Origin of the sequence: Chamaesiphon sp. VAR_48_metabat_403 (assembly GCF_031422475.1) — a bacterium.
GTDB lineage: Bacteria > Cyanobacteriota > Cyanobacteriia > Cyanobacteriales > Chamaesiphonaceae > Chamaesiphon.
This window is the reverse complement of record NZ_JANPLS010000291.1, coordinates 1-18065: the sequence shown is the minus strand read 5'-3', so window position 1 is coordinate 18065 and position 18065 is coordinate 1. Positions and strand designations below refer to the sequence as shown.

At 46.7% G+C, this 18065-nt stretch carries 11 protein-coding genes and 1 pseudogene; 4 read left to right on the top strand and 8 right to left on the bottom strand.

All coding sequences use genetic code 11. The features are described from left to right. Positions 1–270, bottom strand: a 270-nt coding sequence (locus RMO79_RS13760) for an HAD family hydrolase (RefSeq protein ID WP_310483728.1), incomplete at its 3' end; no start/stop codon positions are given. 668 nt (positions 271–938) lie between these two features. Between RMO79_RS13760 and RMO79_RS13755 the strand changes: the two genes are divergently transcribed. Next, positions 939–1550: a hypothetical protein gene (locus RMO79_RS13755; RefSeq protein ID WP_310483727.1), complete on the top strand. Its 612-nt coding sequence runs from the start codon at positions 939–941 to the stop codon at positions 1548–1550. Positions 1551–1589: 39 nt separating this feature from the next. Here the strand turns inward: RMO79_RS13755 and RMO79_RS13750 are convergent, their stop codons facing one another. From RMO79_RS13750 to RMO79_RS13740, 3 genes are all read right to left on the bottom strand, one after another. Next, positions 1590–2345, bottom strand: coding sequence for a DevA family ABC transporter ATP-binding protein (locus RMO79_RS13750; protein ID WP_310483726.1), 756 nt, complete (start codon positions 2343–2345; stop codon positions 1590–1592). A gap of 65 nt (positions 2346–2410) precedes the next feature. Then, positions 2411–2863, bottom strand: a complete 453-nt coding sequence (locus RMO79_RS13745) for a nitrate reductase associated protein (RefSeq protein WP_310483725.1) — start codon at positions 2861–2863, stop codon at positions 2411–2413. 107 nt (positions 2864–2970) lie between these two features. Then, positions 2971–3615 (bottom strand): TetR family transcriptional regulator, encoded by a 645-nt coding sequence (locus RMO79_RS13740; RefSeq protein ID WP_310483724.1) that lies wholly within the window; start codon positions 3613–3615, stop codon positions 2971–2973. 185 nt (positions 3616–3800) lie between these two features. Between RMO79_RS13740 and RMO79_RS13735 the strand changes: the two genes are divergently transcribed. Together RMO79_RS13735 and devC are read left to right on the top strand one after the other, a co-directional pair. Further along, positions 3801–5237, top strand: coding sequence for an HlyD family efflux transporter periplasmic adaptor subunit (locus RMO79_RS13735; RefSeq protein WP_310483723.1), 1437 nt, complete (start codon positions 3801–3803; stop codon positions 5235–5237). Positions 5238–5341: 104 nt separating this feature from the next. Then, on the top strand, positions 5342–6499 hold the full coding sequence (gene devC, locus RMO79_RS13730) for an ABC transporter permease DevC (protein WP_310483722.1): 1158 nt from the start codon (positions 5342–5344) through the stop codon (positions 6497–6499). Positions 6500–6674: 175 nt separating this feature from the next. On the opposite strand, the gene RMO79_RS13725 is transcribed toward devC, so the two are convergent. The 4 genes and pseudogenes from RMO79_RS13725 to RMO79_RS13705 all read right to left on the bottom strand — a co-directional run bounded on the left by RMO79_RS13725 (position 6675) and on the right by RMO79_RS13705 (position 17469). Next, the gene (locus tag RMO79_RS13725) at positions 6675–11399 is read right to left on the bottom strand and encodes an SdiA-regulated domain-containing protein (RefSeq protein ID WP_310483721.1); all 4725 of its coding nucleotides are present in this window, start codon (positions 11397–11399) and stop codon (positions 6675–6677) included. Between the two features lie 605 nt (positions 11400–12004). After that, positions 12005–15381: pseudogene (locus tag RMO79_RS13715) on the bottom strand (alkaline phosphatase). Positions 15382–16020: 639 nt separating this feature from the next. Beyond that, positions 16021–16638 carry a hypothetical protein gene (locus RMO79_RS13710; RefSeq protein WP_396136596.1) on the bottom strand — a complete coding sequence of 206 codons (618 nt, stop codon included), beginning with the start codon at positions 16636–16638 and terminating at the stop codon, positions 16021–16023. Positions 16639–16749: 111 nt separating this feature from the next. Next, the gene (locus RMO79_RS13705) at positions 16750–17469 is read right to left on the bottom strand and encodes a metallophosphatase (RefSeq protein ID WP_310483717.1); all 720 of its coding nucleotides are present in this window, start codon (positions 17467–17469) and stop codon (positions 16750–16752) included. A gap of 400 nt (positions 17470–17869) precedes the next feature. Between RMO79_RS13705 and RMO79_RS13700 the strand changes: the two genes are divergently transcribed. Then, the coding region (locus RMO79_RS13700; RefSeq protein ID WP_310483716.1) for an NAD-dependent epimerase/dehydratase family protein at positions 17870–18065 on the top strand (196 nt) is incomplete at its 3' end.

Below are 18065 nucleotides of genomic sequence, written 5' to 3'. Positions count from 1 at the left end.
TCCCACCACCGAGCTATAAATAAGTAAATTAGGATCGAAAAAGTTATAAATAGCAGCTCGTTCTAGCACTATTTTCATGCTAGCAGCAGTCTCATTCCCAGTATTGGAAATAATGCCGATTTTGAAGTTATTGTCTTTTAATTGTTGGAGGATATTTGGTATGTATGCATAAATATCGATTCCCTCTAGTTGCAATGCTGGATGTGAGATTCTGGGAGTTCCTAATGTATCGCCAATATCAAAAAAAACTGATGTTTTATTCCCGCTCATTTTATGGAACCTCTTACTTTAAATTTATTTTTAAAATCATCAGCGAATAAATGATGCAAACCTCCTCTCATTGGCTTGCTACGATTTCGATCTAATGAAGACATAGTTGGCATTGCTACTTTGAGCGGCGATCGGGATTAAATTGCCAGTGTGCTCTGAGAGGATGTCTGAAAAGGGATGTTTGATGTGAATCGTAGATCTAAATCCCCCTGTCTTGTCGTTTTTTTATTCGGGGGTTCCCCCCGAATAAAAACGCCGCTAAATCCCCCTTTTTAAGGGGGACTTCCATCCGGTTCCCCCTTTTTAAGGGGGCTAGGGGGGATTTCTAGGGTTTATGCTCAAAAGAATTGACTTTTCAGACACCCTCTGATGGTAAATTTGACTTGCTGACGATCGATAATTCTCTTCGATCTCATAAATATAGACTGATTGCTACAGCTTACACCCCGCTCGCTCGATTTGTCGGTGAGAAAAAGTGAGTTATTTAGCTAGTAATATGTGAATTTTTGCAACACAAGCTACAAGTAGTAATAACCACCAGTGATATACTCTGTATATATAAATAAAAAAATTGACTGTGTAAGGTCGATCGTGCAACCGAAAAGACTCAATAGATTGAGATTGAGATCGAGCAGATCGGATTAAAAATTTCTTTACAACTGAATATCATGATGACTGGACAGCAAGCAATTAGATCGATCGATCGTCTGCTGGATCGATCGCAGCACCGTAAACTTAACGATCTAGAATCAACGATCGTTTTGCAAACTTGGTCGGGTAGCACCTACAGATCGATAGCCGATCGATCTACCTACGATCTCGACTATGTCAAACAGATTGCCGCTCGATTGTGGAAATTGCTCTCTAATTTATTAGGCGAACATATTTCTAAAATCAATATTAGGTCGGTCTTAGAACGCCATCAAAAATCGCTGGCAATTAAAGGCTCGATCGATTATGGAGAATTCTTTCTCCGTAGTTACGAAATGCCATTTAGTTTATTAAATACCAATACTTTGACGATCGGCGACCGCCGGATCTCATTCGCTTTTATTAGTTCCGATCGCCCAGAGCAATCGCTGCGATCGAATGAAATTGAATCTCCAGCCGATCGGCTATCCCAAAGACAAGTCCGAGACGATATTCAATCTTTAATCTTACAAAATTTGTTCGAGCCAGTTACTTCTAACTTGATTGTAGATGAGGTTTTTTCTGTTTTAAAAGTTAAGAATCTAGCGATAAATTCTGTCAACTGTTTGATTGTTAATTGTTACTTCTAACATATTAAATGTCAATCGGCTGACGATTCAAACAGTTAATTATTCACTGACAGTGAGGACATCATTTTGTGCCAGACAACCATCTTCGAGATGAACGATGCGATCGGCGACATCGAGAATCCGGTTATCGTGAGTTACCATCAGAATTGTTGTTCCCTGCTCCTTGGCTAATTTCTGCATGATCTCGACGATTTCTCGTCCCGATTTTCCGTCTAGAGCGGCAGTCGGTTCGTCAGCTAGCACCAGCTTAGGATGGCTCATCAGGGCACGAGCGATCGCCACGCGCTGTTTTTGACCCCCAGAGAGATTATCGGGGTAGTAGGACTTGCGATCGCTCAATCCGACGGCATCGAGCATTTCGGTAGCGCGATCTTTAACTTCTTTACCGCTCATGTTGGGGTGCAATTGTCCCGCCATTTGGACATTTTGCTGCGCGGTGAGCGATTTAAGCAAGTTGTGTGCTTGGAAGATATAACCGATATTGCGCCGGACTTCGATAACTTTACGTTTACTCGCACCCACCATTTCTACACCCAATACTTTCATACTCCCTTCTTGCGGCGATCTCAAACCACCCGATAATGTCAGTAGAGTAGTTTTCCCAGAACCAGACGGCCCCGTCATCAAAACGATTTCACCTTTCCCAATTTGGAGGTTGATATCAAACAACACTTGTTTTTTGAGATTACCTTTCCCAAAGTAGTAATTAAGCTGATGAACATCAACGACGATATTATTATCGAGGCTACCACTATCAATATTTACTAAATCTGCTTTCGGTTTAAATGTTAGCATTTTCTTAGGTGTTAGGCTTTAGGCTTTGGGCTTTAGGTTGGATCTTTCGACGATCGATCGCTTGTCTACGTCAACAGTCCAAATTCTTTTAGTGCTGGTAAAAAGTTATTGTTTTCATGCTGCGACCGCGTTAACTTAATCAATGCAAATCTTTGAATCGTGGTTAGATTTTCCCACTGAGCTATGTCGATGTTTATCCCTTCCTCAGTGGCTTTGATTGAGACACTCTCTGGTGTTTCGCGATCGTTAGACCATGGTGGATGCGGGTCTACGCTGAGTAAGCTAGGTTCGTGTCCGGTATGATGAATAATTAATTGACTTACATACGCTTTGTAATTATTAATTGCAGGTTCTCGATCGCATGGCAACTCTACCAATTGTTGGCACTCAGCTTGCGTAAATCGATTCCATTCTGCCAACTTTAATTTCACACCACAAGTATCTAATTTTAACCGCACGATCATCGGGATGCAGCGGAGGGAATCGACAAAATCAGCTTCAAATTTAAAATATGTCATGGGGAGATAGGAGCGGGGAGCGGGGAGACGAGGAGATGAGGAGACGAGGAGACAGGGAGAGAACAGGATGCTTGTGTCCAAATTCACTATCCACTATCCACTAAAGCCTAATTTCTCACTCCTGCCATAATTAGATCGATCGATTCTTGAGTATGACGTTGCAGTAATTCTTTGCCTAACAAGCGTTTACCTGGCCACATATATTTAAGATTTTCTTGGGCGGTAAAATAAAAAGTACAAGTCCCGACGATATTTACTGCGGTGTGTCGGGGTTCGAGTTGGCGAAATGCACCTGAGAGCATCCCCCGTTCTAAAATCTCAACGATCGTACCATAGAGCAAATCTCCCAATTGTTTTGGGTAATATTTACCCTGATTTTGAATCGCTTCCAGAGAGAGAATGCTTCCAATTCGAGGATTTTCGGTCATACAACAGAGCAGTTGTTCTAGCAATCGTACTAATGCGGCATCGGGGGGTAAGCAATCGAGCTGAAGTTGCGCCATCATTTCCATCGCTTCTACCCAACATCGCCCCAACACCGCTCGATACAATTCTTCCTTACTAGAGAAGTAATAGTAGATTGTTGCCTTTGTGACACCCGTCTGGGCGGCGATTGCGTCCATGCGGGCGGCAATTAACCCCGTCACGGCAAACTCCGCTTCGGCGGCATCTAAGAGTTGATTTCGGGTTGCTTCGGAATTACGGCTCGGATTTGTCGATCTTGTCGTCTTTTGCTTATTGATTACGGGCATTATATAAGAAGATGCAGCAGTTTATTTAACTAAATGGTAAGTATAATTTTATTTCTATAATCCTATTATGGCATAGGGTCTAGGAATTGTAACTGAATTGACATATAATTTATTTATGCGTTAAACTAACTAACGAGTAAGTAGATAGCATCCCGCAGGCATACAACAAAGGCAACTCGCAAGCTATGGCAGAAAATAACTTTGTAGTCGATAAATTTAAGAGTCTGAATCCGGCTGCCCGCTGGGTTGCTGTTGGTGCCTCCGTCGCTGCGCTGTTGCTGTTGCCAGCCGGATGGCACTATGCGAGCATGTTTGCCCAAAAGCCACCCGAAACGCAAGCGGCTAAACCTGTCGCACCCAAACCCGAAGTAGCTACCGCAGTCACCTCATTAGGACGATTGGAACCATTGGGTGAAGTCATCAAAATCTCGGCACCTAGCACCCAGAGTGGCAAGGGCACGCTATCGCAATTAATGGTTAAAGAAGGAGATCGAGTCACGAAAGGGCAAGTCATTGCCGTGCTCGACAATCGCCAACGCCTAGAAGCATCTTTAGCCAAAGCGCAAGAAGATGTCAAAGTATCGCAAAACAACCTCGCCAAAGTCAAAGCCGGAGCTAAACAAGGCGAAATTGACGCTCAAAAAGCCGAAATCGCTCGACTGACGAGTCAACTCAAAGGCAATCGGGATACATACGTTGCCACCAAAGCGCGCCTCGAAGCCCAACTCAAATGGGAACCCGCCGCGCAAGCTGGCAAAATCGAATCGCTCAATGCCCAACTAGCTGGCGAAAAGCCCACGCAAGCAGCCACAATCCGCCGCCTGCAATCGCAACTCAAAAATGCCGAATTAGACTACAAACGTTTTCAACAACTATACGCCGATCGGGCGATCGAAACTACTAGAGTCGATGCCAAACGCTTAGAAGTCGATACAATTCGCCAACAAATCGCCGAAGCTCAATCCAAATACAATCAAACCGTCGCCACCCTCAACCAGCAAATTCTCGAAAATAAAGCCACCCAAAATAAAATTACCAGCAACGCCCAACAACAACTCGCCGAAGCTAAAGCCAACTACGAAACCAGCGTAGCCACCACCAACCAACAAATCGCCGCCGCTCAAGCCACCCTCGCCAAAATCGCCGAAGTCCGCCCCGTCGATATTCAAGGTGCCCAAGCCGAACTAGCTCGCTCTCAAGCTACCGCCCGTCAATCCCAAGCCGAACTCACCGAAGCTTACGTGCGCGCCCCCATTGCTGGCGAAATCCTTAAAGTCCACTCCCGCGCTGGCGAATCTCCCAGCGATAAAGGCATCGTCGAAATGGGACAAACCAGTCAAATGGTAGCCGTCGCTGAAGTCTACGAAAGCGATGTCCGTAAACTCCGCGTCGGACAATCCGCCACCATTAAAAGTGAATCTGGCGCATTTACGCAAAATCTCAAGGGTACAATCAGCTATATCGGACTCCAAATTGGCAAGCAAGACGTTTTAAATACAGATCCAGCCGCCGATTCCGACTCCCGCGTCGTCGAAGTCAAAATTGCGATCGATCCCACCGACAGCACCGCTGTCAAAGGGCTGACGAATTCTAAAGTATCAGTTCAAATTAATACTCAATAGGGAATAGGGAATAGGGAATAGGGGATTAAAACTTTATCTATCATCCCCGTCGCCCCGTCCCCCAGTCGCCCAGTCGCCCCGTCCCCCAGTCCCCACAATCAATCATGTTCAAAAAAATCCCCCTTGCCTGGTTGCAACTGAGCCACGAAAAAATTCGATTGTTAGTCGCGATCGCGGGAATTAGTTTTGCTGATATTCTAATGTTTATGCAACTAGGATTTCGCGACGCGCTGTTTGATAGTGCCGTTAAATTTCATACCAACGTCAATGGCGATGTTTTTCTTGTCAGCCCTCAATCGACGGCGTTGATTGCCATGAAATCCTTTCCTCGGCGACGACTTTATCAATCCCTCGCCTTTAAAGATGTCGAATCAGTCACGCCCATTTATCTGGGCTTTGGCATCTGGAAAAACCCAGTCGAAAAAAATACCCGTCAGATCATGATTATTGGCTTCAACCCAGCCGATAAACAACTTTTTCAACTACCGGGCGTGAGTGAAAATCTGGCAAAAATGCAATTGCCCGATACCTATTTATTCGACGAAAAATCTCGCGAACAATTTGGTCCCATTCCGAAAATATTTAATGCTGGCGAAAAAGTTCAAACTGAAATAGACGGACGCAGAGTCGATGTCGGTGGTTTATTTACCCTCGGTGCATCCTTTGGTGCCGATGGTAACTTAATGACTAGCGATACCAACTTCGCCCGGATGTTCAAAAATCGCGATCGGGGGTTAATAGACGTGGGTGTAATTAAACTCAAACCGGGCGCAAATGTACCCGCCGCCGTTGCCGCGATCGATGCATATTTGCCCAGCGATGTTAAGGTAATGTCTAAAGAACAATTCATTGACTTTGAGAAAAGTTACTGGCAAAGTGGTACTTCGATCGGGTTTATTTTTACCCTCGGTACGGTGATGGGTTTCATCGTCGGGATTGTAATTGTTTATCAGATTCTCTACACCGATGTTGCCGATCATTTATCTGAATATGCGACGCTCAAAGCGATGGGTTATACAGATTTTTATCTGCTCACGGTTGTGTTTCAAGAAGCAATTATTTTATCGATCGTCGGCTTTTTTCCTGGCATGTTAGCAGCAGTCGGACTTTATACAATGACGCGCAATGCGACTAATTTACCGCTATTAATGACGATCGCTCGTGCTACTACCGTCTTAATTTTAACAATGATTATGTGTACTATTTCTGGCGCGATCGCCGTTCGGAAGCTTCGGGCCGCAGATCCAGCCGATATGTTCTAATTATAGGTTTACATCGGTCTTCGCTCGATCTACTTGAGACCGAGTAATGACTTTTAATATAAATATTTCAGTAAAGACGACAACTAGAACGATCGACAATAAAAAACTAGGCAAAATAAATAATATTAGTTACTTATTCTGTCTAGTAAATTTACACAGGAAAGTCAATTTGCGATTAAGCAAATACAAACTGGTTGGCATTACCAGGAGTCAAACTACTAGCTTGAATACCTGTGAGTACTGCCAAAGTTTGACTGCCAAAGTTGACAGTAGTATCAGCACCAACTTGAGTCAATTTCAGACTGGTAGCACTAATTCCCAAACTCTTGGCACCCTGAATCCCGATGACATCGGTACCGATCTGGAAGTCCAGAATCGTATTCGCCGCACCAGGAATTTCGGCATTAGCAATCCAGAATTGGTCGGCACCAGCACCACCAGAGAGGAAGTTACCGCCGCCAGCACCGACAAATAACTTGTCGTTACCATCGCCACCCAAAGCGCGACCGTTGGTACCGAGATATAAGGTATCATTACCAGCACCAGCGGAGATCCGGTAGCCAGTAGCATCGCCAGCCTCGAAGATATCGTCACCTGCACTACCGAAGGCGCGATCGTTATTAGCAAGATAAATGATGTCATTACCGCTGCCCATATCGATCCGGTTGTTACCAGCGAGGGCACCTGCGATCGGAATGTCCACGCTATCATTGCCAGATCCAGTAAATACGATGTCATTAATACCATCGAATCCTGGTGTCACCCCAGCGATTAAATTATCAACACCTGCGGTACCAGCAACTAAGCTAGTGGGATTGACAGGCGGCGGAGCGATGACCGTATCCTTCCGCGCGGCGAGGTTTTGAATCCGTTCGTCGAGAGCGGGAGCGGTATCGGCTTGTTTGAATGGCTTGGTAGCGTTGGGGAAACTTTGAACTAAGTATTCTGCTAGAGCATCTTGTTCGGAACCGAAGGCGGCAAAACTAGCCTTGCGGAAGCTGGTGGGTTCGACTAGTGCCGCGTCTTGTTTGCCGTTACGATTGAGGTCTTCGATCGGCTCAAAGCCGTTGTTATTGGCATCGGGTTCGCCGAGGAGGTCTACTCGATTAAACAGGGTAGGATTAGCAGTTTGGAAGGCTGGGAAGGGATAATTATCGCCGCCACTTGCCAAGAAATTGAGGGTGATCGCACGGAAGGTGCGGTCGGGATTGCCAACGACTTCGCTATTTTGGGCGATTACCTGCTGGGTACCGCCTGGAGTTTCTGGCTCTACTGTCAGGGATAAAACGCGATCGCCTACCGGACGAGTTGCATCGAAGCTAAATTTAATCCCACCAAACTGTCCGAATTGTCCGGGTGTGGCACCTGGAGCGGTTCCAGCGACCGAGTGTTCGATCGTTGCGAGTAACTGTGCCGCAGTTAGTGTTACTAGCGTCAAGCCATTATTAAACCGGAGGGAGTTGGTGATGTCTAGTTGGGAGATATCGCCTGCGGCTTTGTTAGCGAGAGGGTTAGCCTCTGGTGGTGATTTGATGGCATCACTGGCATTGGTACCGCCTGTGGGGAAAGTGACGACCCCGATATTGTCGCGAATCCCGCCACCGTTTTTGATGGAGATACTGACAGTCGGATCGAGTGCTTTGGCGATCGCTAAGTTGGCATCGGCACTAATATTACCAAAGTTGGTTTCTTGAGTGCGGACATCGTTACGGGTACCGTTCAAGAACACATCAGTACGTCCAAAAATCGCACCATCCTGAGCGGCGACGACGGTTTTGAGCTTATTGACGATCGCTTGGATTTCGGGATCGACTAATGCTTGGGCATTGAGCGTGGCTACCCCTGCGGCATCGGTGGCATAAGCACCGCTGACGGTTGCATCGTAACTACTGGGGACGATATTCCCGTTATCATCGAAATCGACGACTAACCGCCCGACATACTTGTAGTTACCGTCGGTATTGATTAATGCAACTGGTTTACCATCAGCACCAGTCAAAAATGTTGGATACTGACCTTGATTGGTATCTCCGGCGCGAAGGACATCATTACTGTCAAACAAGCGGGTATTAGAACCGCCAGCCATAATGATATCAACATTTTTCAAGCGTTTGGCTAGCTCTGTCTCGATCGAGATTTGCTGCATGTGCGCCATCACGATGACCTTATTCATGTCAGGATTGGCAGCTAGCAGCACATCCACGTCTGCCTGAATCACCGCAGCTAGGGCATCGAGTTCGCCAGCAGTCGGCGTACCACCGAAGGTAGCGGGACTTACGGCAACATTACCAGGGCTGGAAATATTCCGCAGTGTGGGCGTAGTCGCACCGACAATCCCGATTTTTTGACCGTTAACATTAATGAATGTGGTACCCGCAATTTTGCCAGCAATTTTGTTCGCTTCTTGTCCGTCAGCCGTAACTAGCGGTGCGAGGTTGGCATCGGGGGCAAAGTTGAGGTTGCCGCTGAGGTAGGGGAATAAGGTACCTGGATAAGCTGGGAAAGCGGGAAGGGTTCCAGTTGCGGCAATTGCTGCTCCTGGCTTCAATAAGTTGGCTACTAAAGTGGTACCCAAATCAAACTCATGGTTCCCAAAGGTAATCGCTTGCACGCCCAGTTCGTTTTGAATCAGAATATCCGCCCGTCCCTGTCCGCCAAAGGCGAATTCGCTGGCATTGAGGAAAGCACCAGGGATATAAGCATCGCCAGAGGAGAGAATCAGGGTATTCGGGAAGTCGGGCGCGGTACCCGCATCGTTACCATCTTGATTTTTGAGCGCGTTCAGGACTGCGGACAGACGCGGTGCATCCTCTAGTGCGGGAATCCCCGCTTCTTGATCGGCGAAATGTAACAGTTGGAGTTTAAACATACCTGTAGGAGTTGGTTTAGTTAAATTAGCGATCGAACCTGGAGAGCCGATTTCAATCTTGTCAGCGGCGAGGATGGCTCCATTAGTCCCCGCTACACTCAAAGTAGCGATCGTCGGGAGTGTTGTAGTACCACCGAGTCCAGCCTGATTATCGAACGTAGCAAAAGGCGAAGCCGTCGGGCTAGCACCGAAACTGACACCCGTAACTAGACTGCCAGCGGCATTGTAGAGATTTACTGAGTCACCACTAGTACTCAGCCCGATCCCCGCACCACTGTAATTACCGATCGTGAAACCACTAGGGACAGTACTACCAAACCACGCCGTCTGAAAAGCAGTTTTAGCGGCGGTGAGGTCGGTAGCTTCGATAAATACTACCGATTGCCCTGGGGCAATGCTGGTGACACCATTCAGGGCGACCGCTGAGGCGAAGGCGTTGGAATTATCATCGACCTTCCAGCCAGTAATATCTACCGCCGTGGTACCCTTATTCGTCACCTCAAACCAGTCAGCGGCATAGGGCGCATTACCACTTGCCCACGGTGTCACCTCGGAGATGAATAGATTCGGATTGGGGGCTGGAGCTGGAACTGGAATTGGGGTGGGAGTTGGGGTCGGTGTTGGGTTGGGGGTACCTGTGGACGGCGCATAAACCCAAAGCTGGGGTCGATCGATACTACCGCCGCCATTCTCACTGACAACGTACAAATTGCCATTTTTGTCAACAGTCAGCCCTTCATGCTGTTGATCGGCAACGGATAAGGGATTACCAGCATCGGTGGCGATCGTTAACGAACTCAAGACTTTGCCAGATCGATCGACTTCAACGATTTTGCCGGAGGCTTGACTTAGTAATAGCAGGTTGCCAGCATCAGCTTTGCCATCGAGTGCTTTGATATTCGATAATGCGAACACATCCGCCAAGTCGGACAGCCCAGCCAAAGCCGGATCGAAGAGATTAGTCGAGTTAACAGTAGTCGGCGAACCATTACTCGCCGTACCCGCTGCAAAATTAATCGTGGTTTGAAATACGCCTTGTGGTGATAATTCCTTAACGGCGACGAATCCACTCGTCTGCGGATCGTAACTAATCCCTTCAATTCCCTCATTACCGATCGTCGTACCGAGTTTGACGGTTTGAGTATTGGCTCTTGTTAATGCCGTGTCCTTGACATAAGTAAACGATACAGCCTGTCGATCGCGTTCCTCGACCATCACAAATTTACCACCACCAATATAGGTTAAACCTTCGAGGTCATAAAATTCTGTACCTTGGGGACTACTACCAGCCGCCAGCGTCATCGAGTCGATTAATTTACCCGTCTTGTCCACTTGGACGATCGATTTACTCCCATCACCGACGACGAATAAGGTATCGGTATCGACGTTGTAAGTTACAGCAGAAACTTCCTGCGCCAGCAAGCTGCCAGCAGGTGCCGCAGTCCGCGTGGGTTCGGGCAGATCGAAGCGACCGACGCGGGTATATGTAGACAAGTCAATTCCAGTTAGTGCGGCGGGAGTTATCGCCGTACCATAACGTCCGGGGCTACCGATATCGCCACCAGCAGCAGTTACCGAACCCTGAGGATCGCCAACAACCGATAGCTTCCATTTAGTCGTGTCATTTGTGCCGAGGTTGGCTGGTTCCGTCCACGCACTCACATTTTGGGTACGCGGCGAACCTGCGATCGTCTCATCGTTATAGGTCAATCGATCGATCTGCACGCCGCCAGCGTCATAGATGTTAATTTCATCAGCGCGTCCCAACCCTTGAGTGGAGCCGCCAAGGACTTTGACCATAGCGGGAATATTCCACGCGGTGCGGAAAGTCGCCTCAGCAGTTTCGGTAACGATCGCCGATGCACCAGCATTCAAAATCCCTAAACCAGTTAACGAAAATGAACCTGTAGTGCGAGTATTGTCATCAAAACTCCAACCCGTCAGATCGATCGGGGTGGTGCCAGTATTGGTTAACTCAAAAAATTCACCATTGGCAGCGGTGTATGAATACTCAGTAATCCGGATCGTCATAATAATTAGATGAATAGATAAAAGTTAGACAACGCAATCGGTTATCAAGATGAGAGCCGAGCGAATACTTAGGAACTGTAACTCAATTCAAACCATAACTCTGCTATAAGTGGAGTGTCATAATTTACGCTAGAAGCAATTTTTTTACAAGATGAAATTAAAATGTCGATTCTAGATTTAACAGTTGAAAATATTTTAAGCACCCCTGAAACCTTTTACCAAAGATGGATTTAGCATATTTTACTGCTAGTGTCGTTCGATAGTTCGATCGATCCTATTAAACAGAAATATAGCTGACAGATTCTCATCGAAATCATACCACTACTCGAATGATGCAATATTAAGCTAGTTCGATCGATAGATTAAGAACAAATTAACAATCTCTATTGTTAGGCGATCGAATATCCGATATGCCCATTGAATTGTGATGTCGCGCCGTTTATTTCAAGAGACTATATTTGATAAAATAAAGGTTGCTGAAACCGCTAATCAAAATATTATTGTTCACGATCGGTCAACGCGATCGAACGTCAAAAAACAGGCAAAACAAATAACGCTAGTTACTTATTTTGCCTGGTAGTTTTAACAGGAAAGTTTCTTTGCGGTTAGGCAAAGACAAATTGGCCAGCATTACCAGGAGTCAAGCTACTTGCTTGAATTCCGGTTAGGATTGCCAATGTTTGAGAGCCAAAGTTGATGCTAGTATCCGCACCAACTTGAGTCAATTTTAGACTGGTTGCACTAATCCCCAAACTCTTGGCACCCTGAATTCCAATTACGTCGGTACCAATTTGGAAGTCCAGAATCGTATTCGCCGCACCAGGAATTTCGGCATTAGCAATCCAGAATTGGTCGGCACCAGCACCACCGGAGAGGAGGTTATTACCGCCGCTACCGACAAATAACTTGTCGTTACCATCCCCACCCAGAGCGCGACCGTTGGCACCGATGAACAGGGTATCATTACCAGCACCACCAGACATCCGATAACCAGTAGCATCGGTAGCATCGAGGATATCATCACCAGCCGTACCAAATACCCGATCGAGATTACCGATAAATAGAGTGTCATTACCGCTACCAGCATCGATCCGGTTGTTTCCGGCAATCGATCCAGCAATCGGAACGTCCACTTTATCGTTACCAGCTCCGGTAAATACGAGGTCATTTACGCCATCAAAGCCTGGTGTCTTGCCAGCCACTAAGTCATCAGCACCAGCAGTTCCGGGTACTAAGGTTTGCTGACTGGAAGTACCAAACAATGTTTTGTACATCAGGTTATAAATCTCGGTATTGTCGAGGGTGCTAGGCAACTTGTCAGCATTTAAACCGTAAGTTTTAGCGACGATACTACCAGGGAAATCGGGCGTACCCACCCAACTCACACCAAAGTTACCCATTGGGCCATCGATGCTATTCTTAGCACTAAATGGTTTCCAGGGGAACTCCGCACTGGCGGTACTGCCATTAGCACCATCGAGGAAGGAGCGGGTCGTATTGGTGGTAGTTGGGTTAATGCCAATGAAAGGAACTTGAGTTTCACTGTTTTGGAGGGCAAAATCTGTCGTGCTATTGCCAGCCGGACGAGCGTATGGACGTACTGGTAGACCTGCAAACCGCCAGCATCGCTATCAGCCGCCGTAATTACCAAGGTGTTGGGGTCTTGGGTATCGACATATTTCTGAGCGACCCCAATGGCAGCATCAGCGCGGCGCATAGCTTCGATCGTGCCGACAGCGTTGTTGTTATTACCGAAGTTGTCTGTACCCTCTTCTTCGACGACGGCAAAGAAACCATCAGGATCGCGTTTGACGATCTTTAGCGAGGCTTCGAGCATTTCCGCTACAGTTGGAGCTGTGGCGACATACAGCGGTTTAGGATTGGCTGTATTCAAGCCCAGTGCTTCTTCGGTGCGATCGTCAAAGGTATTGACCGCTGCAAATACACCCAGAATTTTGCTGGGAGGGTTAGCACCATTTACCACCTGATTCATCTGGTCTTCGGTGTACACTACGGTGTATCCGAGCGACTTAGCTAAATCGATGAGGTTAGTGGTCGGGCGACGTTGTGGGCTACTTTCCGAAGCATCTACCGCCGCAGTAACGTGAAATCCGGTAGTACCCTTGGGTAGCATGTATAGCTCACCACCACCAAAAATCACATTAGTACCAGAACGAATCACCTGCTCGATGATTTCGGCGTATTTGTCCCGCGCCCGAATTTCGTTACCATCGCGATTGGTAGTTTTGGCAGCAAAAGCAGCGGAACCAGGCTCGGCAAGATGTCCAGACTGAATCAGGACTGTAGCTTTACCAGCGGCGATCGCTTCTTCTAAGATCGTTTTACCTGTATTGCCCGAACCAGGTTTAACCAGAGAGTTATCCTCTTGCAAACCGAAGGACTCATTAAATACCTTCGTCCCAGTGGCATGGATGACTGCACCTGCATTGGAAGTAGCACTCAACTGGTTCTCTAGGTGTCCGAGGTAGACCCCCGCATTAGACATATTATCCCAGTTCAAGCGACCATCTGGCCCCTTATAGACATTCCGTAATGCCATGTAGTGGGACGGCCCAGTACCATCGGGATGGATAAAGATGACGTTACCAGTATCTTTAGTCGCTGCTGGAGCTTTAATTGGTGCAGGATTGCGCGAGGTGAGTTCTTTCTCGAACAATGTCTCGTACATCAACTCGTACATGCCCGTATTGTCTACAGTTGCAGGCAGTTTGTTCGAGTTAAGACCGTGTGCTTTGGAGACGATCGAACCACTAAAATCTGGCGTACCAGCCCAAGCCACGGCAAAGGGGAACACATCACCATTTGCATCGGGAGCGGCGAGGAATGGTGGCGTAAGCGCGCCAGTTTTACCATCCTGCGGTACCGGACGTGGGGTAGTCGTTGGGTTGTTATTAATCGTGCCGACAGTAGTAGCTGTACTGGCTACGTCAGTAACTTGCAAGCCACCCGCATCGCTATCTGCGGCGGTGAGGAGTAAAGTATTAGGGTAACGATTGATAAAATCTAAAGCTACACCGATCGCTTTATCGGCGCGAAGCGTACCTTCGATCGTGCCAGCGGCGTTATTATTATTACCAAAGTTATCAGATCCTTCTTCTTCTACGATCGAGATCGATCCATTTTTGAAGTTGGGGTGTTTCTCCATCAACTTCTGGGTGATGTCTAGCATCTCGCCAATCGTCGGCGCAGACTCCTTGTACAGTGGGAGTTTCCGCGCGGCTAAGACTTCTTCTGGGAGATCGTTAAAAGTATGAATCGGTGCAAATACACCCAGTACTTTAGTAGGTGTGATGGGAGTCTTTGCCGGATCGAGGAGATCTCGGTACTGTGCCTCGGTGTAAACCACCGTATAGCCAGATTTTTTGGCGAGTTCGATTAAATTTTCAGTAGGACGGACGAGCGCACTTTTACTCAGGGCATCGTATTCAGCCGCTGTGCCGTGAAAACCTGCCTGACCGACTGGAATCATGTTCAGTTCGCCACCGCCCAAGATAAAGTTCACCCCAGAATTAATCACCTGCTTGGCGATTTCTGCCTGTTGCGAGCGGGGCACAGTCCGGCTACCATCTGGGTTAACAATTTCCTTGGTTTTAGCTACAAATGCAGCCGTACCAGGCTCGAAAATCGCACCTGACTGGACTAGTGCAGTCACTTTACCTGCATCTCTGGCTTCTTCGACGATCGTTTTGTTAGTGCCAGCCAGAGATTTGATGGTGCTATTATCTTTCTCAAAACCGAAGGATTCGGCATAGACTTTCGCGCCTGTCGCATGGGTAATCGCACCAGCATTGGATGTACCACCGAGTTGGTCTTCCATGTGTCCGAGGTAGACACCTGCTTTGTCAAGCTTGTCCCAGTTTAATCGTCCGTCGGGGCCTTGTTCGACAAACCGTGCTGCTGCGTAGTGAGATGGGCTAGTCCCATCGGGGTGAATGAAGATAACGTGATTTCCAGTTTGCATGACGATCCAAATTTGTGTGATTGTTAAACGGTTGTCTAGAGCCAGTTACAATTAACTTGAGACGATTTTCGGATCGGAAGCTTTGAGAGGGTGTCTGAAAAGCGTAGATCTAAATCCCCCCAACCCCCTTAAAAAGCGGATGCGCGTTCGTCGGGTCTCCCGACGGATTAGCGCACCAAGCAGGGGGAGAAAGAGTCAAAGTCCCCCTTGAAAAGGGAGATTTAGCGCACCAAGCAGGGGGATTTAGATCTACGATCGAAGCCAATAAGACTTTTCAGACACCCTCTGAGGGGTTTTAGCGTGCTAATGATAATGATTCTTTATTCCATTAGCAACAATGATTCCACAAATAGGTTAAGGATGATTAATGAACGGGTTAAAAACTAAATCGAGCGAGCGAAATAACAATGTAAAAACGATCGCGTTTTATCTGATGAATAAAAACAGAGATAGGGGCAATTCATGAAGCGACCGAAATCGCGCCAAGGAAATCTCGTGCTAAGCGTTTCGGTCAAGACATTGCCCCTACCTCTGTTTTTATTCCCTAAATATCGTTGACGGAGCCTCTGAGAATAAGAATCGATTGCTTAAATCAGATCGGGATCGTTTCACATTTCAGAGACTGCGGATATCATCTAACTATTTCCCTGTATAAGGTAGAGATGAGTGATGCAGAACGATTCGCAGCTTACCGTTATCATCTTTAACAAACTGCCAAGTCTTGTCTACTGTAGTAACTTTGCCATCTTTGTTGGTAATCATCACATTACCCATTGTAGTAGCCGTATTGCCAGAGATATAGATCGCCGAATTCTTAATCTCTACTTTCCTCCAGCCATTCAACGCAAAACCTTTATCCTTTGGGAAAGCGGGATCGTCCCCAACAAAATAAGCCAAAGCTCCAGCACGGGTAGTACGGAAAGTCTGTGGAGCAACAGTAAGTGTTGGCTTGAAAAGAACGGGACCGAATTGGTAACCGTAGGCTGTATCGATTACTTTTCCAGCTAAGGCTTTTGCCGTTTGGATTCCCTTGGTTTCGGATGTTGTGGAAATAGCCACCAATGCATCTCCCCATGCTTTTTGAGCAGCCAAGACTTCACTCTCGGAGATCGCTCTGTTGACAAGTGCTTTTTTCAGAATTGAAGGAGCCTGCGCTGAGTCAGTGGAGTCGGCAATAGATGGTCGGATAGCAACAAAAGCACCAGAGGAAATTGTAGCAGCAAAGAGTATTGAAATACTAGTTTTCAAGAGATTCATCGATCGATATTAAAATTTTCTGCACTTATTTTCTCATGAATTGTGTCTACAAAATTTATTTATTGCCATTAAAATATCAAATAATTATCTTAGATTTACATCTATATGTTTTCAACCAAAGCCTTTTTTAGCTCCATACCGAACTGTCTTAAATTCTAACTTATTACTCCCAGGATAATAGAGAGTATAACTAGCTTTGCCTTCAATTCTGCCTACCGAACCCACTCCAATAATTCGGCGTGGACTTAATACCGTCGGAGTTAGATCGGTTAATTTATCTAAAGTTTGAACTTGACTATTTAGACTACCAGATTCAATTTTATATTCAAAAGCCAAGCCCGATCTTCCACAAAATAATTGATTTGCATCCATCCGCGATAGTCGATCGATCGCCTGAATTGGATCGATAGTTGGTGTCAATTCATCACTAACTGAGATCGAGCTACCATGAATCAAAAAGCAATCTAGTTCGACAAATCCAAATTCTAGCGAACGCACCCATTCTATAGTGCTTGAATCGATCGCATCCCAGAGCGTTTTCGTCATGTCGATTCCATATCGATCGATTAATTCTGTCGGCTCTCCCGTCCGCCCTAAGGCATGAAGAATCAATATTTGTTCTTCCCACCACCCCTGACAAACTAACGGTGCTGGCTCCCCTTGGCGCGGCTGCTGAATCCTTTTGACGAGTCGATTACTCTCAACTTTTGGGCCGATAATATCGCCGATTAAATAGAAATTCTCCACCTCTTGGCGCGACTTTCGTAAGTCTGCCACCACTGCCTCATATGCAGCTAAATTACCCTCAATTCCACTTGCGATCGCCCACATTTAAATTACACTTATTACTTATTAACTCAAGTTGCTAGTCATAACCTAAGCGGTTAGAAACCGCTCCTCGGAATGCGAAGTCCGCCTACGCGGACTAATATGTCAGTCCGCGTAGGCGGACTTTGCAGCACTAGCCACGACTTCCAATACGGTTCGGTTAAGAACCAATCGTGAGTTAATTGCTTCGGTTTAGGTTAAAATCCCCCTGTCTTGTCGGTTTTTTATTCGGGGGTTCCCCCCGAATAAAACCGCCGCTAAATCCCCCTTAAAAAGGGGGACTTTTAAAGCCCCCTTTTTAAGGGGGTTGGGGGATTCAGATCTCAAGCGAAGCTAACCGAACCGTATTGACTGAGTACCGACCTTTAGCGGTAAAATTTCGACACCAACATTAACAGAATTTATGACCAATCTAGATCTATCCACCAAGCGTATTCTCGTTACTGGCGGTGCCGGATTTCTCGGACAACAGGTAATTAGTCAGCTTCAGGCGCAAGGAGCCAATCCCGATCTGATTACCGTACCCAGATCTGCCGATTGTGACTTGCGGGTGCTAGAAAACTGCCATAAAGCAGTCCACAACCAAGATGTTATCGTCC

Bases quoted from the DNA above. Each gene is read 5' to 3' on its own strand.
- RMO79_RS13750 (WP_310483726.1), bottom strand. From the start codon at position 2,345: ATGCTAACATTTAAACCGAAAGCAGATTTAGTAAATATTGATAGTGGT.
- RMO79_RS13725 (WP_310483721.1), bottom strand. From the start codon at position 11,399: ATGACGATCCGGATTACTGAGTATTCATACACCGCTGCCAATGGTGAA.
- devC (WP_310483722.1), top strand. From the start codon at position 5,342: ATGTTCAAAAAAATCCCCCTTGCCTGGTTGCAACTGAGCCACGAAAAA.
- RMO79_RS13740 (WP_310483724.1), bottom strand. From the start codon at position 3,615: ATGCCCGTAATCAATAAGCAAAAGACGACAAGATCGACAAATCCGAGC.
- RMO79_RS13755 (WP_310483727.1), top strand. From the start codon at position 939: ATGATGACTGGACAGCAAGCAATTAGATCGATCGATCGTCTGCTGGAT.
- RMO79_RS13705 (WP_310483717.1), bottom strand. From the start codon at position 17,469: ATGTGGGCGATCGCAAGTGGAATTGAGGGTAATTTAGCTGCATATGAG.
- RMO79_RS13735 (WP_310483723.1), top strand. From the start codon at position 3,801: ATGGCAGAAAATAACTTTGTAGTCGATAAATTTAAGAGTCTGAATCCG.
- RMO79_RS13710 (WP_396136596.1), bottom strand. From the start codon at position 16,638: ATGAATCTCTTGAAAACTAGTATTTCAATACTCTTTGCTGCTACAATT.
- RMO79_RS13745 (WP_310483725.1), bottom strand. From the start codon at position 2,863: ATGACATATTTTAAATTTGAAGCTGATTTTGTCGATTCCCTCCGCTGC.